Annotated in this window: 30 protein-coding genes, 3 tRNA genes and 1 pseudogene; 22 read left to right on the top strand and 12 right to left on the bottom strand. The window is 57.9% G+C overall.

From position 1 onward, the window contains the following. From G9X67_RS34745 to G9X67_RS20200, 3 genes and pseudogenes are all read right to left on the bottom strand, one after another. Nucleotides 1–66 (bottom strand): annotated as a pseudogene (locus G9X67_RS34745) (elongation factor Tu); the annotation flags it as partial. A 348-nt stretch (nt 67–414) separates the two neighbouring features. Next, nucleotides 415–488, bottom strand: a tRNA-Gly gene (locus G9X67_RS20205). A gap of 24 nt (nt 489–512) precedes the next feature. Beyond that, nucleotides 513–597 (bottom strand) — tRNA-Tyr (locus G9X67_RS20200). 201 nt (nt 598–798) lie between these two features. Here G9X67_RS20200 and rlmB point away from each other — a divergent pair. The 3 genes from rlmB (at nt 799) to G9X67_RS20185 (ending at nt 2,378) form a co-directional block, all read left to right on the top strand. Beyond that, nucleotides 799–1,689, top strand: coding sequence for a 23S rRNA (guanosine(2251)-2'-O)-methyltransferase RlmB (rlmB, locus tag G9X67_RS20195; protein ID WP_138328198.1), 891 nt, complete (start codon nt 799–801; stop codon nt 1,687–1,689). Between the two features lie 328 nt (nt 1,690–2,017). Continuing rightward, a complete protein-coding gene (locus tag G9X67_RS20190) occupies nt 2,018–2,176 on the top strand; it encodes a hypothetical protein (protein WP_003558513.1) in 159 nt (52 codons plus the stop codon). 64 nt (nt 2,177–2,240) lie between these two features. Further along, nucleotides 2,241–2,378, top strand: a complete 138-nt coding sequence (locus G9X67_RS20185; RefSeq protein ID WP_171599488.1) for a hypothetical protein — start codon at nt 2,241–2,243, stop codon at nt 2,376–2,378. 146 nt (nt 2,379–2,524) lie between these two features. Here G9X67_RS20185 and G9X67_RS20180 read toward each other — a convergent pair whose 3' ends face one another. Continuing rightward, nucleotides 2,525–2,944 (bottom strand): hypothetical protein, encoded by a 420-nt coding sequence (locus tag G9X67_RS20180; RefSeq protein WP_171599487.1) that lies wholly within the window; start codon nt 2,942–2,944, stop codon nt 2,525–2,527. A 148-nt stretch (nt 2,945–3,092) separates the two neighbouring features. Beyond that, a complete protein-coding gene (locus tag G9X67_RS20175) occupies nt 3,093–4,355 on the bottom strand; it encodes a site-specific integrase (protein ID WP_171599486.1) in 1,263 nt (420 codons plus the stop codon). A 174-nt stretch (nt 4,356–4,529) separates the two neighbouring features. Between G9X67_RS20175 and G9X67_RS20170 the strand changes: the two genes are divergently transcribed. The 3 genes from G9X67_RS20170 to G9X67_RS20160 all read left to right on the top strand — a co-directional run bounded on the left by G9X67_RS20170 (nt 4,530) and on the right by G9X67_RS20160 (nt 6,983). Continuing rightward, the gene (locus tag G9X67_RS20170; protein ID WP_171599485.1) at nt 4,530–4,733 is read left to right on the top strand and encodes a helix-turn-helix domain-containing protein; all 204 of its coding nucleotides are present in this window, start codon (nt 4,530–4,532) and stop codon (nt 4,731–4,733) included. Between the two features lie 128 nt (nt 4,734–4,861). Next, nucleotides 4,862–5,113: a hypothetical protein gene (locus G9X67_RS20165; protein ID WP_210258904.1), complete on the top strand. Its 252-nt coding sequence runs from the start codon at nt 4,862–4,864 to the stop codon at nt 5,111–5,113. Next, nucleotides 5,091–6,983 carry an AAA family ATPase gene (locus tag G9X67_RS20160; protein WP_171599483.1) on the top strand — a complete coding sequence of 631 codons (1,893 nt, stop codon included), beginning with the start codon at nt 5,091–5,093 and terminating at the stop codon, nt 6,981–6,983. Before G9X67_RS20165 ends, G9X67_RS20160 begins: the two co-directional genes overlap by 23 nt. Before the next feature lie 144 nt (nt 6,984–7,127). On the opposite strand, the gene G9X67_RS20155 is transcribed toward G9X67_RS20160, so the two are convergent. Continuing rightward, the gene (locus G9X67_RS20155; RefSeq protein WP_171599482.1) at nt 7,128–7,586 is read right to left on the bottom strand and encodes a GIY-YIG nuclease family protein; all 459 of its coding nucleotides are present in this window, start codon (nt 7,584–7,586) and stop codon (nt 7,128–7,130) included. Between the two features lie 1,552 nt (nt 7,587–9,138). Between G9X67_RS20155 and G9X67_RS20145 the strand changes: the two genes are divergently transcribed. The 6 genes from G9X67_RS20145 (at nt 9,139) to G9X67_RS20120 (ending at nt 12,649) form a co-directional block, all read left to right on the top strand. Then, nucleotides 9,139–9,867 (top strand): hypothetical protein, encoded by a 729-nt coding sequence (locus G9X67_RS20145; RefSeq protein ID WP_171599480.1) that lies wholly within the window; start codon nt 9,139–9,141, stop codon nt 9,865–9,867. 238 nt (nt 9,868–10,105) lie between these two features. Continuing rightward, a complete protein-coding gene (locus G9X67_RS20140; protein ID WP_171599479.1) occupies nt 10,106–10,417 on the top strand; it encodes a hypothetical protein in 312 nt (103 codons plus the stop codon). A 96-nt stretch (nt 10,418–10,513) separates the two neighbouring features. After that, complete coding sequence (locus G9X67_RS20135; protein ID WP_171599478.1) at nt 10,514–11,032, top strand: hypothetical protein; 519 nt, start codon at nt 10,514–10,516, stop codon at nt 11,030–11,032. Then, nucleotides 11,004–11,594 carry a hypothetical protein gene (locus G9X67_RS20130; RefSeq protein WP_171599477.1) on the top strand — a complete coding sequence of 197 codons (591 nt, stop codon included), beginning with the start codon at nt 11,004–11,006 and terminating at the stop codon, nt 11,592–11,594. The genes G9X67_RS20135 and G9X67_RS20130 overlap by 29 nt, the downstream gene beginning before the upstream one ends. Continuing rightward, nucleotides 11,591–12,277, top strand: a complete 687-nt coding sequence (locus G9X67_RS20125; protein WP_171599476.1) for an HK97 family phage prohead protease — start codon at nt 11,591–11,593, stop codon at nt 12,275–12,277. Before G9X67_RS20130 ends, G9X67_RS20125 begins: the two co-directional genes overlap by 4 nt. A gap of 99 nt (nt 12,278–12,376) precedes the next feature. Next, nucleotides 12,377–12,649 carry a hypothetical protein gene (locus G9X67_RS20120; protein WP_171599475.1) on the top strand — a complete coding sequence of 91 codons (273 nt, stop codon included), beginning with the start codon at nt 12,377–12,379 and terminating at the stop codon, nt 12,647–12,649. Here G9X67_RS20120 and G9X67_RS20115 read toward each other — a convergent pair. Beyond that, a complete protein-coding gene (locus G9X67_RS20115) occupies nt 12,646–13,200 on the bottom strand; it encodes a hypothetical protein (RefSeq protein WP_171599474.1) in 555 nt (184 codons plus the stop codon). The two genes, G9X67_RS20120 and G9X67_RS20115, sit on opposite strands and share 4 nt — an antisense overlap. A 302-nt stretch (nt 13,201–13,502) precedes the next feature. On the opposite strand from G9X67_RS20115, the gene G9X67_RS20110 reads away from it, so the two are divergent. The 7 genes from G9X67_RS20110 to G9X67_RS20085 are packed head-to-tail and all read left to right on the top strand — an operon-like array spanning nt 13,503 to nt 17,914. Next, complete coding sequence (locus tag G9X67_RS20110) at nt 13,503–15,269, top strand: phage tail length tape measure family protein (protein WP_246705430.1); 1,767 nt, start codon at nt 13,503–13,505, stop codon at nt 15,267–15,269. Next, nucleotides 15,266–16,060 (top strand): hypothetical protein, encoded by a 795-nt coding sequence (locus tag G9X67_RS20105; RefSeq protein WP_171599472.1) that lies wholly within the window; start codon nt 15,266–15,268, stop codon nt 16,058–16,060. Before G9X67_RS20110 ends, G9X67_RS20105 begins: the two co-directional genes overlap by 4 nt. A 38-nt stretch (nt 16,061–16,098) precedes the next feature. Further along, complete coding sequence (locus G9X67_RS35320; protein ID WP_281412510.1) at nt 16,099–16,227, top strand: hypothetical protein; 129 nt, start codon at nt 16,099–16,101, stop codon at nt 16,225–16,227. Then, nucleotides 16,224–16,676 carry a hypothetical protein gene (locus G9X67_RS20100; protein ID WP_171599471.1) on the top strand — a complete coding sequence of 151 codons (453 nt, stop codon included), beginning with the start codon at nt 16,224–16,226 and terminating at the stop codon, nt 16,674–16,676. The genes G9X67_RS35320 and G9X67_RS20100 overlap by 4 nt, the downstream gene beginning before the upstream one ends. Beyond that, nucleotides 16,616–17,071: a hypothetical protein gene (locus G9X67_RS20095; RefSeq protein ID WP_171599470.1), complete on the top strand. Its 456-nt coding sequence runs from the start codon at nt 16,616–16,618 to the stop codon at nt 17,069–17,071. Before G9X67_RS20100 ends, G9X67_RS20095 begins: the two co-directional genes overlap by 61 nt. Before the next feature lies 1 nt (nt 17,072). After that, a complete protein-coding gene (locus G9X67_RS20090) occupies nt 17,073–17,414 on the top strand; it encodes a hypothetical protein (protein WP_210258903.1) in 342 nt (113 codons plus the stop codon). Beyond that, the gene (locus tag G9X67_RS20085; RefSeq protein ID WP_171599469.1) at nt 17,411–17,914 is read left to right on the top strand and encodes a hypothetical protein; all 504 of its coding nucleotides are present in this window, start codon (nt 17,411–17,413) and stop codon (nt 17,912–17,914) included. The genes G9X67_RS20090 and G9X67_RS20085 overlap by 4 nt, the downstream gene beginning before the upstream one ends. A gap of 880 nt (nt 17,915–18,794) precedes the next feature. On the opposite strand, the gene G9X67_RS20080 is transcribed toward G9X67_RS20085, so the two are convergent. From G9X67_RS20080 to G9X67_RS20070, 3 genes are all read right to left on the bottom strand, one after another. Further along, nucleotides 18,795–19,112, bottom strand: coding sequence for a hypothetical protein (locus tag G9X67_RS20080; RefSeq protein WP_171599468.1), 318 nt, complete (start codon nt 19,110–19,112; stop codon nt 18,795–18,797). A 6-nt stretch (nt 19,113–19,118) separates the two neighbouring features. Continuing rightward, nucleotides 19,119–19,382, bottom strand: coding sequence for a helix-turn-helix transcriptional regulator (locus G9X67_RS20075; protein WP_171599467.1), 264 nt, complete (start codon nt 19,380–19,382; stop codon nt 19,119–19,121). Nucleotides 19,383–19,513: 131 nt separating this feature from the next. Further along, entirely contained in the window at nt 19,514–19,726 is a 213-nt protein-coding gene (locus tag G9X67_RS20070) for a hypothetical protein (RefSeq protein ID WP_171599466.1), read from the bottom strand. Nucleotides 19,727–19,748: 22 nt separating this feature from the next. On the opposite strand from G9X67_RS20070, the gene G9X67_RS20065 reads away from it, so the two are divergent. Next, nucleotides 19,749–20,051 (top strand): HNH endonuclease, encoded by a 303-nt coding sequence (locus tag G9X67_RS20065; RefSeq protein ID WP_171599465.1) that lies wholly within the window; start codon nt 19,749–19,751, stop codon nt 20,049–20,051. Nucleotides 20,052–20,275: 224 nt separating this feature from the next. After that, nucleotides 20,276–20,665, top strand: coding sequence for a BA14K family protein (locus G9X67_RS20060; RefSeq protein WP_171599508.1), 390 nt, complete (start codon nt 20,276–20,278; stop codon nt 20,663–20,665). A 52-nt stretch (nt 20,666–20,717) separates the two neighbouring features. On the opposite strand, the gene G9X67_RS20055 is transcribed toward G9X67_RS20060, so the two are convergent. Then, nucleotides 20,718–21,263 carry a hypothetical protein gene (locus G9X67_RS20055; RefSeq protein ID WP_171599464.1) on the bottom strand — a complete coding sequence of 182 codons (546 nt, stop codon included), beginning with the start codon at nt 21,261–21,263 and terminating at the stop codon, nt 20,718–20,720. A 160-nt stretch (nt 21,264–21,423) separates the two neighbouring features. Beyond that, nucleotides 21,424–21,499: transfer RNA gene (locus G9X67_RS20050), tRNA-Thr, on the bottom strand. 158 nt (nt 21,500–21,657) lie between these two features. Here G9X67_RS20050 and G9X67_RS20045 point away from each other — a divergent pair. Continuing rightward, entirely contained in the window at nt 21,658–22,431 is a 774-nt protein-coding gene (locus G9X67_RS20045; protein WP_017993642.1) for an NAD kinase, read from the top strand. Nucleotide 22,432: the final 1 nt, after the last annotated feature.

Genomic DNA, 22,432 nt, shown 5'->3' with positions numbered 1-22,432 from the left:
GTCAACGTGGCCAATCGTGCCAATGTTGACGTGCGGCTTGTTGCGCTCAAACTTACTCTTTCCCATTTGAATGCTTCCTGTGAACGAAAATGGTGGCCCCGGCGAACCGGTTTAGTGCCGCCGTTTAAGGCTTTCAGCGACATTGCGCAAGACTTAATTGCAGACGCCAAACTTGGCCTGACAGCGCATATGGGAGACAATTCGCCGCCTGCAAGGCGATTCGCCAAAGCCCCCTCGAAAATCGCTGAAATCTTAGAGAAAATCGCATTGACCGCCGGAGACGCGCTATAGACGTTCGGCGTAGAGCGCCCTTCCCCACCAGTCGATAATCGCAATCGTCAGCTTCTTCGCCAGCGCCGGAGATATCTCGGGGACTATCACAGCAGCGGTCGAATAAAGTAGCGTAACGGAAACTGGAGCGGGTAGCGGGAATCGAACCCGCGTATTCAGCTTGGAAGGCTGCTGCTCTACCATTGAGCTATACCCGCGGGGTGGTCCGATCCGATGACGAATGGTGGAGAGAGTTGGATTTGAACCAACGTAGGCTGAGCCAACGGATTTACAGTCCGTCCCCTTTAACCACTCGGGCATCTCTCCAGTTTTCGTCCGGATCGCAAGACCAAGTTCGTCAGACTTCGAAGCGTTGCTGCCCGTCGTCTGCGCCGCGTATATGACCGGAGCATTTCAGTCTGTCAACACGATGACAACGGAAAAAACACGAAAAATTTCATTCACCACCGAAAGCCGGCATATGAAAGAAAGCCTATGCGGCAGCGAGCGCCATGGCTATAAAGCTGCATGAGCAAAGACAACAAATCCGGCGGCAAGACCGCGACAGACCCATCTGCCAAGGATACGCATTACGCCACTCTGCGGCGCGCCCACCGCGACGCCAAGCGCGAACGCGGGGAGATTCCGACACCTCAGCCGCAGAAGCGAAAGCGCGGCGGCGAAGACTGGAAGCCGCCGGCGCTTGCGCCCGACCAGGTGCATCTCTATGGCCTGCATACGGTGCGCGCAGCGCTCGACAATCCCGAGCGCAAGAAGATCAAGCTGTTCGTGACTCAGAATGCGCTGGCGCGCCTCGAAGTCGACCTCGAGGCGCTCGGCATTCCCTTCGAGATCGTTTCGCCGCAGGAGATCGACAAGGTGCTCGGCCCCGAGGCGATCCATCAGGGCGTCATGCTGGAAACACGGCCGCTTCCGGTACGCCGGCTCGAAGCACTGAAGGAAAGTCCTCTCCTGCTCGTCCTCGATCAGGTGACCGATCCGCACAATGTCGGCGCGATCATGCGCTCGGCCGTCGCCTTCAATGCCGGCGCGGTAATCACCACGCAGCGACACAGCCCGACCGAATCGGGCGTGCTCGCCAAGTCCGCCTCCGGCGCGCTGGAACTGATACCTTATATACAGGTCACCAATCTCGCCGATGCACTCGGTGAATTGCACAAGCTCGGTTTCTCCACCATCGGCCTTGATTCGGAAGGGCCGGCGCCACTCGAAGGCACCTTCTCGGGCCAGAAGGTGGCGCTCGTGCTCGGCTCCGAGGGCAAGGGACTTCGGCAGAAGACGCGGGAAACCGTCAACGCACTTGCCCGTCTCGACATGCCGGGCTCGATCAAATCGCTCAACGTCTCGAATGCGGCAGCAATCGCGCTTTATGCGGCGCGGCTTCACCTGAAGGCATAGGCTGGCCCGCAGCAAGGGCAGCCGGTCGATCCGTCCATCGGCCTGCGCGCCGTATCGCCTGCATAGGCCACTTCGACGGGATAGACGATCATCCGTGACGTACAGCGCCGCGCGTCTTTTCAGACGCGCTATCGATTCGGATTTAAGGAATTATGCAGGAGTTCGATGCGGCGCGACAAATGGAAAAGGACACGGACAACGCTCGTGCAACGCCCGACCGATGCCGGAAAAATCCACTTTTGCCTTGGAATGACGCCCTGGAGCACTATGATCGGGCGACGACCGGTTGTTGCGACCGGCTCACAAGCAAGAAGGAACGATCCCTATCATGGCCATTCGACCGCTGATTTTCGGTATCCTCTTCATCGCGGTCTTCGTCGTGATTATCATCAGCATCATTTGGGTGGACACGTCGCACCCCATCCACCAGCCCGATCCTCTCTCGCCGACGGCGCCTGGCCCCGCGACGCCGGGCCAGGTGCAATAATACTTGCAGGAACGCGGACGGAGATCATGCGTTAATCCCGGAATCGAACGAGGATTGAACGCTTATGCGCATAATGATCGCCGTCGTCGCCTTCATGATCGCCTCCGTACTCAGCATCGCGATGATGTCGCCCTCCGGCGCCGGACAGACCGGCAATGGCGACAGGATCGAGGCGAGCGTCAACGAACCCCTCACTCATTAGAACAGGATGACTTTAGGCCGGCTCGGCCTAAAATCTGAATCCTGTTCTAAAAATAAATAGTGGGAGCATGATGTCGTCCGAAAACCGATCACACTTTTCGGCATCATGCTCTAAAATAACGGCCCGGATGATCCGGGCCGTTATCGTCAGCTGCGGTAGAGCCAGAACGGCATGCCGCGATCGCGATGGCGCCAGTCGCGGCGTTCCTGCCAACGCTCGGCACGCCACCGCCGCCCGTGACGGCGATCATCGCGCCAGTCGGACCGGCGCCAATCGCGCCCATCGCGCCAGCCACGATCATCCCGGTCGCGATCACGTCGCCAGCCACGGTCGTCGTGGTCGCGATCACCTCGCCAGCCATCACGAATTTGAACGATGTCGCCCTGCGCCGTCACCGCCGGCCGCTCGGCCGGCATGGCGGCCGCCGGTGCGACGGACGCGAAAGCCGCGCCGACGGAAATGGTTGCGGCGAGAAAGAGATGTGCGAGCTTCATGGCTATTTCCTCATTGATGATGAGGCGAAGATAAGCGGGCGCGGCTGAATTGGCGGTGAAGCAGCCCTTCACGCGCGGTTCATCGAGCGATATGAACCTTCTGAAAAGTCTGCTGGTGCGATTGAGCGCAACAGCGTCGAACCCAGACTATGGACTAGCAAACGGTATCGCGCGGAAAAGAATGGTGCCCCCGGCAAGGTTCGAACTCGCGACCCCCTGATTACAAATCAGGTGTGAAATCCTTATGTAACAGCGCTTCTGCGGCTTCATGCGCCATTTGTGCGCCATCGCCGAAAATGGACGTCGAAATCTGATCCATGATGTTACGGTGAGTATCGCTCGGAAACATGTGCCCATACCGGCTCATGGTGACGGCGAGTGAGGAATGACCGGCAAACGTTTGAACCGTCTTGGGCTGCATATCAGCTTCGATCCATGTGCTGATTGCGAAGTGGCGGAGCGCATGCCAATTGAACGGTTTGAACTTCCTGCCTTCATCTGTAGCCTTCTTGGCGGCAGCGATAAGCAGCGGCCGGAACTCGCGTTTCAGGATATTCTTATGATCGAGAAAACCGCCCTTGGCATTTGGGAAAATCAGATCTTCTGCTTCCGAGCTCTTGGCTGCTTCTTTCCATGCTCGCAACTCGGCCAACATAGCTGAGGAGAGTGGCACGCGCCGGATGCCTGCTGTTGACTTGGTGGTGTCCTCATTTTTGTAAGCGTCGACACGACCGTCGACGGTGAGCTCGCCAGCGTTGAACGCCGCGTGTTTCCAGCGAAGTGCATAGAGTTCCGAGGCGCGGACGCCGGATGAAGCCGAGAGCCGCATACGAACCCTCAAGCTTCCCGCCGCTTCGGCCAGCGCTGCGGCAAGATCCGCCTTGGATGGCGGTACAACCTTCTTAGACCCCTCGCCTCGCTTGCCGGTGACGCGGATGCTTGCCGCCGGATTGATCGCCATCAGGTCGTTGCCAACGGCGTTTTGTAGCGCGCGAGATAGACTTCCAAGAATGCGCCGAGTCGTCACCACGCCGACGCCAGCCGCCCGCAAACGATCGCGGAAATCCCCGATCACCTTCGCGGATGCTTGGGAAAGTTTCATGGCACCAATACCTCCATCGAAGATAATCCTGGTCTTCTCCGGTTGCTTTGCTCGGTGCTCTTCGGTCGGCGCCACATAATTGCGGAGCTGTCCTTCGACGGTTCGATAATAGTGCTCGGTCACATGCTCGCCACGGTCTCTCCTATCAGCCAGAAGCTTCAGATAGTCGGTTACGGCGTCATCTACGGTGGTGCTGGCCGCATCAGCTCGGAACGTGCCAACGGCGACCTGGTGCGTAACTTCGGTGCGGTGCGCTTCGGCATCCCGCTTTTTGTCGAACTGCTTCTTATGGCGCTTGCCGGATGCATCTGTCCAGGCGAGTACCCACGCCTCGTGGTCGCCGCTCTTGTTCGTCCATTTTCGTTTTGTGATAGTTGCCATTCATGACCCCCTGATTGGATGGAACATGAAAGCATGGCACGGGGCGGCAAGCAAGGTAAACCTTGCAAAAAATGTATGTTTACGCTATTGTGGGAATTGTCGATAGGGCACACCTATCCACGTTCAGAATTAGCATGTTTACAAATATTCTGTCAACCCTTGAGAGGAGAAAAAATGAAAGCAGATAACGACAACTTCAGCGGCGACCTCCTTATCGGCGCCAACGCCATTGCGAAATTCCTAGGGGTATCGAGTCGGCAAGTCTATCGACTCACCTACGACGGGATCATGCCGCATTTCAAACTAGGCGGAAGCGTTGCGGCTCGCCGCTCCTCTTTGACCAAATGGATGGTCGACGCGGAAAGGGCAGCAGCATGATCTTTTCGCCCGTTACGTAACGCTTAGCGCCCTCCCCTCAATCACAGACTTAACCACCTGCCGGCAGCGCCGGCAGGCGCGCGCCGCTGTGCGCGAGAAAGGAACCGATGAGAATCATTGACTTCGAAATGTCCGGCGGCTTCGCCGGAGAAGGCACCCACGTGCTTGCTCGCTTCAGCGTGCAGGTAACCGACGACCTCCGCCTGTGCGGCTTGAAGCTTGTCGACACACCAAAAGGGCGCCGGACCTTCTTTCCGTCCGTATCCGGCGGCGGACGGTCGGTGACCGCTTCTACTTCGCTTTCCCGCCAGATCACCGCAGCAGCTTCCATATTTTTCGAGGGGCACGAAATCGCCAATGACCGCAAAAAAGCAGCCTAAGCCAGATCCAAGACCACACCGCGATGCATTTTACGAGGTCAACAAGGCCGCCCTCTGGCAGCTGTCAGGCGACGTTGTACTGGTGCCGGACCCTGATAACCTCGCGGGCCTGACACGGGATGCACTCACGAAGATATCTCACTGGTCAGACATGACCGATGAAGACATCCCGCGGCTCGGTATCATCACCGACAGCTTCTTTCGATTCATCGAGGAAGGTCAGGATGCGACCGTCCTAACGCTCTGGCGCGGTGGAACTCCGATCGTCCAACAGATCGACGGCGAGCCGTGCGAAGCGGCCGTAGATCTAGTAATGGACGCGATCACCGCTATGAAGCCGTTGCAGGAGAAATGGCACGGCCTGCCGCCGCTTGAAGCCGAGATTGAGATCCTGGCGTACAGCAAAGGCTTCGTGGCCGGCCATCGCCCCAAGTGGCTTGAGCGCACGGCGCGCGCGAACCTTGCCGAGCGCGATATCGACGTGGAACAGTCCGAACCTGCGCCGGTCGCCACGAATGATAACGCGCAGCATGACGAGCGCCTAGTGCCCTATCTGGCCGCTTTCACCGGCCCGGACGCCTTCATCAGCGGCAACACGGTATTTGGCGCAGTCGTCGGCGGTCTCACTGGCAAAATCCAGATTCTCGCAGATGGTCGGGCCTTGTTCACGAGTCGACTTTCGAAGAAGTTTGTAGAGTTGCCTGTGCAGCCCAAGTCGCTGGCCGCGTCCCCCTTTACTCTAGGCGACCCTGCCAGCCTCCCAGAGCGGGACTGGCTATTCGGTCGGCACTACATCCGTCGTTACGCTACGGCGTCCGTGGGACCTGGCGGCGGTGGCAAGACCGCACACTCGATATCAGAGTCGCTCGCGATGGTAACTGGCCGTCCGCTGCTCGATCCTCAGGGCGCCCTGACCAAGCCACTTAAGGTATGGTGGGTCAACGCGGAGGATCCGCAGGATGAGATCAATCGGCGATTCCATGCCGCTGCGAAGCACTTCGCCGTTTCTAATGAGCAGATCGGCGGACGGCTCTTCACAGACTCTGGACGCGACCAGGAGTTCGTTATTGCACGACAGGAAGGGCGTGATCTGAAAATCGTCGAACCCTTCATAACCAATATGGTTGCCGAGATTCGTCGGCGCGAAATCGACGTTGTCATCGTCGATCCATTCGTCAGCACTCATGAGGCACAAGAGAACGACAACAGCGCGATGCAGCGTGTTGCGGCAGCGTGGGTCCGGGTTGCCGACGAAGCGAATTGTGGCATTGAGCTCGTCCACCATGTCGCAAAGAACCAAGGCGAGGTCACAGCGGATAGCGCGCGTGGCGGTGGCGCGTTCAAAGACAAGGTCCGCTCTATGCGCGTCTTCAATGTGATGACGCCGGCAGAAGCGGAGAAAGCTGGCGTCGATGATCCTCGCGCCTACTTCCGCGTCGACTTCGGAAAGGTGAACATGGTGGCGTCGGGCCAGTCGCAATGGCGCAGGTTCGTATCGGTGCCGCTGGGGAACGGCCGCGGTCTGGCCAAGACTGGCGATGAGATCGGCGTGGTTGAGCCTTGGCGCTGGCCGTCACGCGAAGCCATTGAGGAGCGGGCCGCCTCGGCTCGTGCTGCCGTTGTTGCGGATGTTCCGGCAGAAAACCTGGCTGGCGTCAAGGTCCGGCTCGAAGCCTCCGACTATAAGGCAGACCAACGCGCCAAGCATTGGGCTGGCAATCTATTGATCGAGACTGGAATTGCGGATGGCAGGGAGCAGGCCAAGGCAATGCTCGCCGCTTGGATTGACGCCGGTGAGCTCGAAATAGTCCGTATGAAGGACGCCAGCCGGCACGAAGCAGACTTCATAAAACCCATTGCGGGGGTCTAGTTTCAACCCCCGCAAACGGACTTCCGCACTCCCGCAAAACAGTGCGGCGGCGGGGGTTATTCCTTTTATGGAATACCCCCGCACCCTGCATGTGTTAAAAAATTAGACCCCCGCAGATGACGACCCCCGCAGGCAGAATGAACACTAGCCAACAAATTGTCCGAGTAAGGACTTCTGGTGCTGCTGGTTTTGATAGTTGGCGCCAAGGCCAAACAAGCCACCAAAAACAGCGGCACTGTTCTGACGATTGAGCGGAGCGTTGTGCCCATTCCGTAAATCGGTTTCTATTGCGAAACGCTCGGCCTCGGTTTTCGCCAGTAGGTGAACATGGAGTTCGTTGCCGCCGAGGCGAATGGCCTGCAGCACCTTATCATGCAGGTGTTCTTCCATCCGCCGCGCAGTGTCGGACGTCTGTCCAATGTACAATGGGTGGGCACGGCCAGTGTCATCTCTGCGAACCATCACGTAGACAGATGCGCCTGTGATGTGTGAGGAAAATAATGGAAAGACTGTAGTAATCCACCATTGGCCCGATCGTCCTTGCCAACGATGGAATTGATCGTGCGATGGTGCCGCGAGAAGTCCGAAGATGCCAGTGCTCATTTCAAGCTCCGATGGTTCGAATCAAACCCTCCGTAAAAGATGATGACAGAACATTAGGGAAGCACAATAGAAGGCGCTTTCCAGACTCTCATACTAGATGTAGAAGGCCGGCATTCGCGCCGGCCGACTTAGCTTCATTGCTATTGGTCTGTTCTACGACTACGCCGTTTGATCGCGGCATGTATCTTCAGAGACGTGTAGACGAAGGCAGCCGCCGCCGCAGCGGCCTGTAACCACTGAACCACATTGTCCATAAATACCGACCCTTGGCTTGCGCGAGATGGCCATCGGCGCTATCACGGTGTTGCTCAGACTACCGTTGCTGCGGTAGCAATCTTGCCTACGGGCCAGCCTAGCACCGCAACAATTCTTGCTACCGATGGGCTTCAGATTTGCATCTGGAGCCCTTCATTTATCCCATGGAATGATGCGGCCGGGAAGAGTATGCGGAAATGCATAGAATCGATTTCCGAGTTTTCCCCAACTTGCAACTGTGTTGTTGCATTCCTGCAATAACATCTGTGGACTGACCAGGGGTCGGCTAGTCGGTTATTACCAATATCCACAGGTCGATGCTGTTGACATCGCCACGTTCTTGAAAATCAACAGTTATCGTCTATCAGGGCGATCCATCACTTCGCCGGACACCACATTTTTCTCGCTAAGAACAATTCGTTTCCGGAGCGGCCGTTCTTACAATTGTTTCGTAAGGATGGCGTCCAAACGAGCCTGTTGCGCGGCAATCTCACTTGCTGAAGATGTTTTCCCAATCATAGCGCTACCGTTCTGTAAACCTAGTATGGCTAGTTCCACAATCCGCGGCACCGTCGTAGCTCCCTCCCACTTTAGGATGCTGTGCCGAGAAACGTCCAACTCCTCGGCAAGCTCCTTCTGAGTTTGCCCCCGCTCCTCGCGCCAGCGCTTGAGATCGCCACCCTTCATTTTAAAGCCGTCCGACTGAATAAAGCTTTCAGCCTACCCTTCCATAAATTGAGGTCGATCGCGAGAGACGTTCTCGAAACCAATTGCCCGGCGTTATCACTGCACGCTGGTAAATTGTCGGGCATGTCGATATCTGCGACCTCAATGATAGTTTTCTTTGTCATGTCTTGGACTCCTTTGCCTGTCGACCCAAGGAAGCGTAGCGATCAATTGTTAATAATTCGTTCTCGCGGCGTAGATTTTGACAACATCGAACAGGAGGGGAGCACCTCCAATCTCTCCGCCGCCCGCCACAGCGTACCGGCCGCCTCGCTTCGCACTAACGCTAACTCAGGAATTCTCAGGGGCGTGCGCAGTGCGCGCACGAGAAAACGTTGAGCTTTTTGGGATGCGGAGGGGCTTATCCAATAGCTAGAGACACCTCGCGGCGCTCAACCCGCGTCCCCCTCACGTGGGCACAATTTCGGATTCTTTGATTTTCGCGAAATCAAAATGCAGTGGATATTTTTGGTTGTTTACACTATATCTTGTTACTGCAGCCATCATCACCACACGGAAACTTTAGCCGACCGCGCAAGCGGTCAGACGTCCTCGATTCATGGGTGATAGCATGACGACGAGAATAACTTTCGCGCGCAAGAATACCGACGGCCAGATCTGGGAGGCGCCACCTAGGCTACACGCGCCGGCTAACGACAATTTCCGCCCGATCGCCACCGGCTGCGGCGATGAACTCGAATTCATCGATCGCGGCAAGGCTTGGTACTCCTCAAATTTCTACAGAGACCAGCACGCGAACGACCGACGGGACTGGCCGCTCGAGAAACTTTTGAATACCGAACAGAACGATCATTGCCTTCGACTGGCAAGGCGCTATCGGCACCTCCACGACACCGCCACCCTGCCCACCGAGCTCATCGGTACCGATGCGGCAGACAATGTGTACATCCTCCACAAAGAAGACGCGGAAGGGAAGCCGAAGGAGATCAAGATTGTTACGGGAAGGCGAGCGAACGTGGACACGGCTCCGACACGCGCCGCTGCAATGACCAGTGAAACGAAGAGGCGGGCCACTCCCGTACCCAAGAAGTGGCAAGGCGACATGCCACAAATTGCGAAGCTCGATGCTGGCCGCGAACTCGCATATCTCAGAGCGCGGCTATCCGTGACCGACAACATCATATCGGCATTCGAGATGGCCGTCTTAGACGGCGATACTCTTGAAGCAATCGGCCGGGCATTGGGTGCTGGAAGCAAGGGCGCGAAAGGCGCGGCGCGCGCGTGGATATTCGACGGTTTTCAGATCGTCGATCGCTTCTGGCTACGACGGGCTGCGTGAAGGGGTACCTCATTCTCGAATCCCAAGAGCTATAGGCAGGAATTAGGGTCGCTTCGGCGGCCCTTTTTGTTTGCAAGCCGCCTATCACCGGCTTGCCGGTGGGCTGCCCCGCGGGGTGTCTCACCGTCAAATCTCGGTGCTCTGCACCGATCGATCGAGCCGGTCACGCCATACCACGCGTGACCGGCTTACGCATTTGCCCCCATTGGTGCGGAAACCGCACAGATTAGGAAAACACATGGCCCTCTCCGGCCTTCATGTCGTCGCCGGCTATTCCGGCTCGTATCTTAGACACCGCACACAAGCATTGCTCGCCCGACCGGTATGGTCGGAAGCGCCGTCGTCCGGCGTCACCACGACTAATTCAGCTCCTGCCGATCTGGACAGTTACGGCCAGCCGCTCTTTCGAATTCGCGCCGCGGCCGACTCGTTCGTGTCAGTTGGCAAGTCTCCGAACGCAACGAGCGGCACGAGATTTTTCGTGCCAGCCGGATCTGACTACGATCTGTTCGTCGAGTTTGGCGACAAGCTCCAGTGGGTCGCCGCGTAATCCAGTTGGCGTGGCGCTCCGTCCTGCGCGCCTGCCATGGCCCGCGTCGTCGAGCCAAAGCTCCGACGCGGGCACCCCACCTAAGAGGAGATCATCATGCGCGAATCGCGCCACCTGGGGCAAATAGCCCGGCTATTTCACCAACCGATATCCAGGGTGCGCCAAACTTTACGCGCCCTCCGCGAGGCCGGAATGCTGCCTGGCAAACGTGGCGGAGACCTGCGGCCGAGCCACATCGCCGACGTCGTTTTCGGCTTGTGCGCCGAAGGTATTCAGGCCTCTCCGCGGTGCGTCCGCGAACTGCGCCTGGCTCGGCTTCAGGATGCTGCGGACCTGCCGGCAACCGCCGGCGAGATGTTGCGCGCCGTGATCGAAACGCTGCCGAAGTCGCCGGTGCTCGGCGATCTTGACCTCGACGATGGGTTCCTTTCCGTGTCCGACGAGAGCGTCATTCTCGAGTGCCTTTCCCTCTCGGGGAAGCGCGCGGTTGTTCGATACGGCACAGCCGACGAGACCGCTTCACCAACCTACCAATTCAAACTGAACGAGATCCGCGAACTGGCGGAGATCGTGGAGGCCTTCAACTGTGAAAATCGAAAAACTAAAACATACTGAGCGGCATGACGAACTCGCAGCCAAACGCAAGGAGATCGGCGAGCAGCTTGCAAAAACAATTGCCGATCAACTTGCGCTCGCCCGAAACGACGAGCCAGAATTCGGCACTGCAGTAGACAGTGCGGAGGCGCTCCGCGTCGCCGAGCTAATCGGACAGCCGCCTGCACAAACGCCACCGAGCAAGCGGGATAGACTTGCTGTCATGGCGAACGAGATTCGCGCCCTTCGGGCCGCAGGCGCCGTGCTTGACGGACAAATCGCCGTTGAGCGCCAGCGCGCCCAGAGCGCGTACAGGTCGGGAATTGCGCCGACGTATCGCGGCAAGCTACGGGCCGTGGTTGATGCCATGCGCAATGTGCACGCCGCGACACTCGATCTGCATGGTCTGGCGACGGTGGTGGAGGACCAGGGCATCTCCATCGAGTCGCTCGGGTTCTTCTCTCCTTCGCTTCTCGGCAGCCCGATCGATCCACATAGCTCGATGGCACGCTTCTTTCGTGAATCCGTCGAGATTGGCGTCATCGACAAGAAGGATATCCCGGCGGAGCTGCAGTACCGATGAGAGCGCCGGCAATTTACACAGGCGGCAGACCACGAAGCGTCGAGCGTTTCATCGATCGTGCTCGCGGTACGGCCCGGCAGCCCGCCGAGCCAAAGCCCAGATTCTACGGCAGTGACGGCCGAGAGCTCAAGCGGCCAGGCATCCAGGGTTTCGCCTGCCTGACGGAAAAAGCATTCGAGCACCAAGGGCGCCTCGTCTATTTCGAGGCCGCGGCATTCGTCGACACGCTTCACGACGGCAAGGATAAATCGCTGTTGTTCGATCACAATGCTTCCCGCCAATACGGCGGTATTGCCGGCGGTCTGGAGTTCGCGAACACAGTTCGCGGCCTTGCGTTCAGAATGCCTATTGCCAGCACGACCGATGGGCGTGCCGTATTTGACAACGTGAAGGACGGGCAACGGGCGTGCGTATCGGTCGGCGTCGCCATCGAGGACTTCAAGACTCAAACTGTCGGTGGATATGACGTCGACGTCATCGCTCGGGCGACACTGAAGGAAATCTCGCTCTGTCGGCAGGGTGCCGTTCCCGAAACCTTCGCGACCATTGTCGACCTGGAAGACGAGGAGCCCGACCTATGGCTGGCTGCGCGTGCGCCGCGGTTCGCTGCGATGAAAACGGCCAGCAACGTAGACGCGCGCGTGAAACGGATCACGGAAGCCTTGGCAAAGCTGAAGGCATAGCCCCGGGGCATCGAGATCGCTGGGGCGCCTAATCTCACGTAACGACGGCGGAAGCGACAGCGCTAGGCCGCCCGCCCTTCGATCCAACCGGAGGTAATCTTGCCCCGCAAAAGACGGAAATCAAAAGCCCACCCCGATGACATGATGGCGTGGGAAATGATCTTTCAGGCCGGTCGCGACTATTTCGACGATGCGAAAGACGCCGGCATTGAGGTGGATGAATACCGCCGAGCTGACGACGCAACCGTTGCGGAAGCCTGGCAACGCCTCGGCGCTGAATATCTAGAATCTTGGATCGACAAGCAGTCAGAGCCGTGGGCTCTGAAGGAATTCGGGCAGCCGGCCGTTCGGCATCGGAGGCGGCGACGCTAATTGGTGACCCCCGTCATTGCCAAGAACGTTCCTATCGATTCTCTCGCACCGTCCTCTTTACCGAAAGCTACGACACTTGCCATCGAACCCCGACCGGCATTTTCGCCGTAGCAACTCGCCAAGATCAGTGCTCCGTCCTTCTCCCCTGAGAACAGTTTTTCGCTCTTATCGAAGCGGGATAACTGCATGGCCTTTAGCGCTTCTCTAAGGTCGATCTCGCAACTTGCGTCCGTTTCCCAAACTCGATCGGGAGTTCTCCACTCGAAATAAGCGTTACGCAGATCGAGATTTGGGGCGTCGTTCGTCCCTTCATCCGTTTTACCGCTACCGCCGTCAGGTATCGCGCCGATGTCTAGCCCCCATACATTAATCGGGGCATTATTAGATCCTCGGTGAACCGCAATCAATAGTAAAGCGACCAAGTATACCACGAGTAGACTCAGAATAACTTGTATCGCGAACCGAAAGTAACGCCTGCCTTCTGGCGTTTCAAGAATTGCCGACATCGCATCTTTAATCATCAGCCCCACCCCAGAGATCGCATTAATCATGCGCGCTCATTCTAATCTTCGCAAGACAGCGAACACCCGCAAGCCAAAGGGTGGCTTTGAACAAGGAACTCCAATGACAATCACCATGGCGTCATCGGGCGCGCGGAGGCCTCTGCATGGCTGACAATACCGATGACCTGATTATCAGCATATCGACAGATCAGGCCACGCTCCGCCGCAGCATCAAGCGTATTGAACAAGATCTCGGCACACTTGCCGGAAGTGTCCAGAAGCAATTCTCAGCGGTCGGCAAGTCGATCGACAATTCCGTTTCTTCGACGCTGCAAAACCGCATCAACAATATGGTTGGCATCGGCAAGGCTGCTTCCAAGGAGTGGGCCGGCGCGCTTGCCGATCAGGGCAAGGAGCTAGAGCGCTTGCGCGCTCGCTACAGCCCGCTGTTCGCTGCTCAGCAGACGTACACGGCCAGTCTCAAGGAAATCAAAACTGCCCACGCCATCGGTGCAATCTCCTCCGCGGAGATGACGTCGGCGCTCGACCGGGAGAAGGCCGCGTACACGTCGCAGATTGCTGCCATCAAGGGTCGCAATGCAGCATTGGCTGCCACGCCGTCGCAGCGCAATGGCGGTGGCTTCCAGACCGCCAATATAGCGGCACAGTTTCAGGACATCGCAGTAACATCTGCGATGGGCATGAACCCGCTGCAGATCGCTCTGCAGCAGGGCACGCAGCTTTCATCTGTGCTCGCCACGATGGGCACCGGCAAGCAGGTAATCGGCGGCCTCGGCGCTGCATTCGCTTCGCTGCTATCACCCATCTCGCTGGTGACAATCGGCCTTGTCGCGGGGTCCGCGGCGCTGGTGCAATATTTCACAGCCGGCGAAGACGGCGCCAATAAAACCACGCCTCTGATCGAGAAGCAGAACGAGGTCATCAGGGATGCTGCGGCAGCCTGGGGTGATGCTCTTCCTTCCGTGACGAAGGTCGTCGATCAGCTCGACCGGGCGAAGCAGATCAGCACGGGCCGCGAAGCCGGCGACATTCTCGGCGCGAAGGCGCTTGATGGTCTCGGTGAGAAGCTTGAGGGCATCAACCGGCAATTCACCGAGGCCATGCGCGGTCTTCGCGGCATTCAGGCGGATCCGGCATTCATTCGTGATTTCGGCAAGGCGTTCAGTGACCTAAAGGAGCGGCTGGACAACGGCACGGCTTCGATCGCCGACATCAACGCCGCCCAGCAGATCCTCGCCAGCGCTGTCGACCAGTACGGCGTTAAGTCGGTTCTGGGCTTTCGCGACGCGTTCGACAAGATCACCGAATCTATCCAGAAGTCTATCGAGGCATCTAAGGCGGCGCGCGAGGAGTGGGTGAAAGCTTTGGCCGGTGCCACGAGCGTTCAGGACATCACCGCCGGCGCCACATTCCGCGATGAGAACGGCAAGACCCACCAGACCGGCACATTCACGCCGAGTGTAGGTCCGACTCCACAAAGACGCCCCCTCATCGAGCTCGAGGGGTTGCCGGGGGCCGACAAGGCCGAAAAGCAGACCGAAACAGCCGCCACGAAGGCCGCCAACGCCTACCGTGACCTGCTCAAATCGGCAGACGACCGTCTCGGCCAGATGCTGCAGGAGATCGACCTACAGGGCAAGTTCGGGGTCGCAGCCGATACGGCTCGCTTCCGCCTCGACCTGCTTCAGCAGGCGGAAGACAAGGGCAGATCGCTTTCAGCCACGCAACGTGCCGAGATCGAGAAGAAGGTTGAGCTCTACGGTAGATACGCAGACGTTCTGTCGAAAACGAAACTGCAGCAGGATCTAACTAACGAGGCGCGTTTCAACTCGCTGTCGAAGGAAGATCAGAAGATCACGACAACGCTCCGTCAATACGGCAGGCCGGATGATTTGAATAGCGAAGACGCGGGACAGATCCGCCAGTTCCTGCGGACTGAAGATCTGCGTGGCGACCTCAAGGACTTTGCTTCCGACTTCAAATCGGCCCTGCTCAACAATGGCGGCGATATCGGCAAGGCTTTTGCTGACTCTATTCAGCGCGTGCTCTGCGGCGTCGATCGCAACATCGATATCAATCTGGAGGGACTCGTGTGAGTGCTTTTTTCGCGATTAAGGCCGGCGATCGGTCTTTCATGTTCACAGATGGCGCCGGCTATACGGCCGATGGTGTCATTCGCAGTTTCGGGACGAAAGTGACTGTCGCCGCTACCGTGCCGTTTGCTGCTACAAGTTTGGGAAATGCCGATCTCGGCGAGCGCACCCGCACCTTCCTTTTGGCGCAGGCGGAGAAATTTGGTGTCGACAATTTCGTCGACGTTTTCATGCCGTCGTTTTTGGCCGAATTGAAGGAAACCTACCAAGCACTGCCAGGCAATCGCCATAACAACCTCATGGTGGCCATGGTGCTCTGGTCGGAAACGCGTGGAATTCAGCACCTGGGCTTCCAGACCGCAGCCGAGCAGGATCGCGACGACATCGTGCCATTCGCACTTCGCGACCTCGGCAATACCGCCATGCGCGGGCCGGAATTCCCGATCGAGCGAATGTCGACGGTCCGCCAGCCGCTCGTGGGTGAGAGCCAAGAGCAGTATCTGCGCCATGTTGGTCTCGAGGTCATGACGTTCATGCGCCAACGGGCCGACGTCACCCAAAACCGCCGAGGCACGGCAGACGAGCCGCAGTTTTTTGTCGGCGGGCACATCGATCTCACTACCGTCGATAGCGCAGGCGCCCGCATAGAGCGGATCCATGTCTGGCCGGATAAAATAGGCGAGCGGATCAACCCGTTTGCCGCGGTCGAGACAGTCGTTCCGTTCGGCAACCGCGCCCAGCGTCGTGCTGCCGGCAAGCTCCACTCGGCCGACTTCAGACGGCGGTTGGCGTGATGGCCGTTCGAAAAACAACGACAGGCAATAGGAAACCAATGACAACCGAAAACCCCAAACCGGTCGAAGACGAAACCGACTTCTTCGGCACCGACAGTTATTTCGGCAGAGATCGTTTTTTTAGCGATCAGCCAGCCGAGGACGACGAGAAGGAAGACAACGCATGACCCAGGCCACCACATGGTCGGTCCCTCTCGTCGGCCCGGCTTCGCCGACCGCCATGACACAGAGAATCGACGATTCATTCGACGCGCTGCTGTCTGGCCACTCTGGATCCTCGCGGCCGACCTACGCCGTCGCTGGGACGGTCTGGGAAGACACCTCGGTAGCAGGGGCAGTCAAATATTACCACTATGACGGTTCAGACGACATTCTGCTTTGGACCGTCAACACTTCTACGAATGTTGTGTCCTTCCCAGCCGCGACTGTTGGCTTGCAGAACGCTGGCGGCTTTCGCTGGCTCTTTGATGCGACAGCGCTCACGGCCAATCGCACGCTCAAGATGCCGGATGCCGATGTAGACTTGAGCAAGGTCGGCATCAAGGCGACGCAGACGTGGCGCTGTCCGGAACCAGCCAGGACATCACCGGCATCCCGGCGGGGGTGCGCCGCCTGACAATTACCCTAAACGAGGTGACGGTTAGCGCTGCGGCGCAGCTTTACATCCAGCTCGGAACGTCCGGCGGCATGGTAACAACCGGATACCTGGCCTCGAACGGTGCGGTATCGAGTGTCGGCGCCAACGCAGGCACATCAACGGTTGGCATCCCAATTGCCTACACCGCTACAGGCGCCGTTGGCCCGTATCGCGGGCACGTTATCCTGACGCGCTTCGGCTCGACTAACCGCTGGATCGCTTCAATCGTGGTCCAGTATGCGAGCGGCATTCTCGCATTGGCTGCGGTGGGCGTAACCCTGTCAGGAGCGCTCGACCGCATCCGGCTCACTACGGCGGCCGGAACCGCGACACTCGGCGGCGATGTCGAACTTATAAGGGAAATGGACGTCTGACATGGCGACACGATCAATCTTTAATATTGCGACAGGCGAGACCACGACAGAGGAATACGCGCCGGCGCCGTATACCCCTGCGATGGGTGACTATCAGGTCGCTATCCAGGCTGTTGTCGACGAGACGGCACGCTCCAAAGAATTCAACGACGGCGTGACACTCGCAAGCTATGTGGCTTCAACCGTCGGGTCTTGGGCAGCGCAGGCGCAGGCTTTCGTAGCGTGGCGCGACGCCGTCTGGTCGCATTGCTACAGCGAGCTCGCGAAAGTGCAGAGCGGTGTTCGGGAGCAGCCGACGGTCGATGCGTTCCTGCATGAACTTCCCGAGATAGTCTGGCCATGATCCTCCGCTATCTGCTCTATTGGTTGCCAAACATCATCCTCGTGTTTGCCTCCTATGCCCTGTCGCCTTTGCTGGCCGCTCTGTCGCTCATGACCGGCCCAAGGCTCCCCGGCATTCTGCAATGGTTTTCCACGCTCGACGCCAATCTTGACGGCGGCATATCGCAGCGCGTGAAAGGCTATCGCGCCGGCCTTTCTGGCTGGCGTCTCTGGTGGCAACGCACATGCTGGATCTGCCGAAACCCAGCACATGGCTGGCAGTCGGAACTTCTAGGCATGCCGGCTGCCGGCAGCATCATCGTCCGACAGGTGATCAGCGATACCCCTAAAAATCAATGGTACGTCATGGAGACGGCCAAAGGTGTCCGGTTCTTCTGCTTCAAGCGCGATCAGCCGCTGTTCGGCGGCTTCTACCTGAAGCTCTGGTTCGGCTGGGTCAACAAGGCCTACGACGGCCGCAACCATCACTACGCCTTTCAGATCGGCCCTAAGCGGGCCTAACCCCCAAAACAAACCGGAGCCCATCATGCTTCGCACGCTTTTCTCAGGCGCGCGTGACGCTGTCGCGCGCGTGCTGATCCCCGATGCGTCAGGGGTCGTTGCTTTCTCCGAGAAGTCCAAGGCGGCACTGGCGGCTTACCGGGACGCAAGGCGCCACTTTATGCGCGACTGGGAGGACGAGGGGCGGGCTTCGGCCCGCTCAATATTCCGGCGATTCGTTTCGCGGTACCGTCCGTCTGACCACAAAAAGAACGCAAACGGAACGAAACTGTGGATTTCTTGCAATGCAGCTATGTGTAAATGTAAATCATGATAAGCTGCTGTTTTCACGAGGAAATTCAAAATATTTTGTACTTGACTTTTTCTTACATCTGCGGATAATAAGGCATCCGCACGAGGGTAGATATTATAGCTATAGACAAAGGAAATTTTTCCATTAAAAAAGGGCGTGCTGATTGTCAGCACGCCCTTTCGTTGAAGTGGTCTTAGTTTTGAAGGCTGGGCCGCCAAAACCAGAGAATACACCTCGGTTGGCACTGGGTTTGTACCTCTGTGGGGCTTTTAACGCAACCCTATGAGGTTACCATGTCTACTCGTAAGACCCATGATGCATCCCGCAGCTCCGAGTCGGGGCGTTTTGTTACTCCCGAATATGCTGCCAAGCATCCTAAGACGACACAGAACGAACGTGTTCCCAATCCGGGCCGCGGTGATACCAAGGGTGAGCCGCCGCGCAAGAAGTAGCATGGCTCATAGTTTGGCGGCGCTCCGTAAGGGGCGCCGTTTCTGATATTGCGCTGCTTCAGTGGTCTGGATGCTCTCGCATCCACTTGTCGTACGGATCTTCCCTATCCGCCGGCCATCAGGCGGGGTTTGGCGCTCATTTCTTGACAAACCGGCGGTAGCTTTCATTGACGACATCGAATAAGTCGTCTGCTTCCGGCAGGTCGACCGCTTGAACTATGATGAACCAAGCAATCCACTCGGAATCGGAGGTCTCGTCGTAATGGCGCACAAAGTGGCGGCCGACGACCTCCATGATTGAGATGCCAACATCATGAATGGTAAGGGTGATGCGGTCTCCGATCGCGGGGATTGTGTTGCCGAGATCGGCCAATAGATGCTCGCCTTCGACCTGATACTTTCCGTCGCCTTGCCGCTCTAAAAAGTACAGCAACTCATCAATAATTTTCGGCATGAGGGGCTATCCCTGACCATCCCGGAGGCGAACGCCGGGGCCGCCAGAACCTGCATAGTCGCCATCGATGAACGCGATGCCGGCAGCCTCGAGCGCGCGGACGACAGCGGCCACGTTGTTTGTCATGCCCGGCACGGATCCAGATGCGCCCTCCATCCGTTTCAATGTCGGAATAGAGACGTTTGCAGCCTTGGCGACGTCGGCCTGGCTCAGTTCGGCAAGTGTCCTGGCAGCGGCCAGTTGCCGCCCGGTGATTGATGAGTGATCCATAAGTATCAAAGTTATCCAAAGGTGTTGACATAGGGTTCGCGGTGATCTAAAGGTATCACGTCGACCCTTTCGAAGCAACGAGGAGCACAACAATGACCATTCATGCACCGATAGGCCACGCCGATAGAAGCTTACTGCCACGCTCTTTGCTTGGCAGACGACAGACAAGAGTTTACCTCGCCACTGATTTCCAGTTCGCTCCAGGCGACACGGTCGCTTTCCACGACCACGTCGCGATCGTAATGACGCGCTCTCGGTCGGCGTTCGGAAGAGAAATCTACTGCATCCAACTCATAACAGGTGACATCGCTGGCCGCCCGTTTCGCACGGTCGAAGGAAGCCATCTCACCGCCTGCGAGAATCCATATGAAGACCGGGGTCAAACGCGAACTGCTTCGTAGGCTCTTCCAAAAGCAGGATGGGAAGTGCTGCTACTGTGATCGACCCATGGTCATCCTGCCTCGCGGCGGCGGCCGAAGCCGACCGGACGCCGCTACGATCGAGCATCTTCTGACGGGCCGCGTTCATGGCTGGACCAAGTGGGACAACATTGCCGTGGCTTGTCGCGAATGCAACGGAATGCGCGGATCCGGAATGGATTGGCTGACGTTCAAAACCTATCGCCGGGGCGAGTTCTGGGAGCTCATTGGCGGAGGAAAAGATTTCTAATCGGCCCGCCCTGGCCGATACGCGCTCGACCGCAGTCGCCGCATGATGCGGCTGGCCGCCACCAATTACCAAGACCACCACAGCGCGCCGCCGGCCTCACCAGCCGGCGGTTTCCTCACTTAACGGAACCTTATGTCTCGGGCCGGGTTTCCGTATCTCTAGGAAAGGAATAACCCGTGAAAAAAATTACGAAAATACTCTCCGCCGGTTCGCTTGCGGTGGCTATGAGCTTCACGTCTCTTACGACCGCATTCGCTCTTCCCGTCGCAACTCCAAATGTTCCCGTAGCCACCTCGCAGGTGGATCAGGTGCAGTATCGCGGCGATAATCGTGATCTCCGCCGCCATCGCAACGGTTACTACCACGGACAGCGCGGCTACCGGGATCGTCGACCGGGGTATCGCCGGCATTCTGACGGTTACTGGTATCCGCTAGCTGCGTTCGGCGCTGCTGCAATTATCGGGGGAGCAATAGCCAACCAACCCCGCGCCAACTACGGTGGCTCGCGCCACGTACAGTGGTGCGCGGACCGCTACCGATCATACCGCGCCTATGACAATACCTACGTCCCTCGGGCTGGGATGCGTGCGTACTGTAATTCTCCGTACAGCTGATTGTAGCTCATAAGCGATCCGCCAGCCTCATCAGCTGGCGGTTTTTTCGTGTTTAGATGGCGGTGCCTACGCGGAATTCGTCGGGCCGCTTCACGTAGTCGTCAGCAGTTAGCCAAAGGGTGCCAACTAAAAGCGGTGTCTTAGGACCAAGTCGATCGTCGTCGGTAGGATAACGGATTGGGAAGACCCTGGTCTCGGCATGCAATTCACCTAGCGCTGAGCGATATTCCTCGAATAGCTCACGCGGATTGTTGATGTTCTCGGCGCCAGGAAACATGCCCGATGCAACAGCCTCTCGGTGCGTGATGTCCGCATTACGCCCGGCGGCCAGTCTGAGTGGCTCAACGAGATCCACCGCCCACATCTCATTGATTCGGTGACCGAACCCTACTGCCCTGACCTTCGTTTGGCCGTTGTGAATAAGGCATCCCTTCAACAGCAGTTCAAGACCGTGCCCAGCGAGGTGAAGCGCAGGAGCAAAAAGCATATGGCTGCGCCCATCGACCATTTTGTTATCCAGGACACGGGCGGCTTCGAGGAAGCATTTCGCTCTACTAATAAACCTGCCCGCGTCGGTTTCCTGGAAATCCTCATTCATGCGCGCCCCCATACCATGCGCCATCCATGCTCCACGGAATCCCCGCTACTCTCGGTGAAAGCCCGGAAAACATGGTAATTCTGGCTAAACCAGCGGCGCATGAAAAGCCCGCCTCAAAGGGCGGACTCTTCTTTAAGTCGTTGACTTAACTGTGAAATTTTGGTGCCCCCGGCAAGGTTCGAACTCGCGACCCCCTGATTACAAATCAGGTGCTCTACCAACTGAGCTACAAGGGCAATAATTGCCCAACTAACAGATTCTGTGATTCTGTAAAGGGAAAATCCGCGTCTGCGTGGACTGGTCGGCTGCGGCTCAAAACGCTTCGCGATAGAAAACGTCCTTGTCGCACAAGGCCTTTATCCTTTAGCTAGGGCAGCATCATAAAGGGCATTGCATGGGCCGTTCATTTCAGACGCTTTCCTTTCTCGCCTCACCAACGACGGAGGCGCTTGCCGCGCGCGAGGAGTTGATTGGTCTCTATGGTGACGTACCGGCTGACGAAGCCGACGTCATCGTCGCGCTTGGCGGCGACGGTTTCATGCTGCAAACGCTGCACAACACCATGAACTCCGGCAAGCTGGTTTACGGCATGAATCGCGGCTCGGTCGGCTTCCTGATGAACGATTATCGTACCGATCGGCTTCAGGAGCGCATCTGTGTCGCCGTCGAAAACGTCTTCCGGCCATTGCAGATGACGACGGCCAACGCCGACGGCACCAACTCGACGGCGCTCGCCATTAACGAGGTCTATCTTTTTCGCCAGTCCTACCAAGCCGCGAATCTGAGGGTCATGGTGGATGGGCGCGTGCGTCTGGAGGAACTGATCTGCGACGGGCTGATGGTCGCGACACCCGCCGGATCGACGGCTTATAATCTTTCCGCCCATGGCCCGATCCTGCCGCTCGAGGCGCCGCTGCTCGCCATGACGCCGGTCAGCGCTTTCAGGCCGCGGCGCTGGAGGGGCGCTCTGCTGCCGAACAAGGTAACCGTCGATATCGACATTCTCGAGCCGGAGAAGCGGCCGGTGAATGCGGTGGCCGACAATACCGAGGTCAAGTCGGTGCTGCATATTCGCATCGCCCAGTCGGAGCATGTCACGGCGCGCATTCTGTCTGATCCCGACCGCTCCTGGTCCGACCGTATTCTCGCCGAGCAGTTCAAGGATTGAG

The sequence above is a fragment of the Rhizobium sp. WYCCWR 11152 genome (assembly GCF_013087615.1).
GTDB lineage: Bacteria > Pseudomonadota > Alphaproteobacteria > Rhizobiales > Rhizobiaceae > Rhizobium > Rhizobium indicum.
This window is presented reverse-complemented; position numbering and strand designations above follow the sequence as displayed.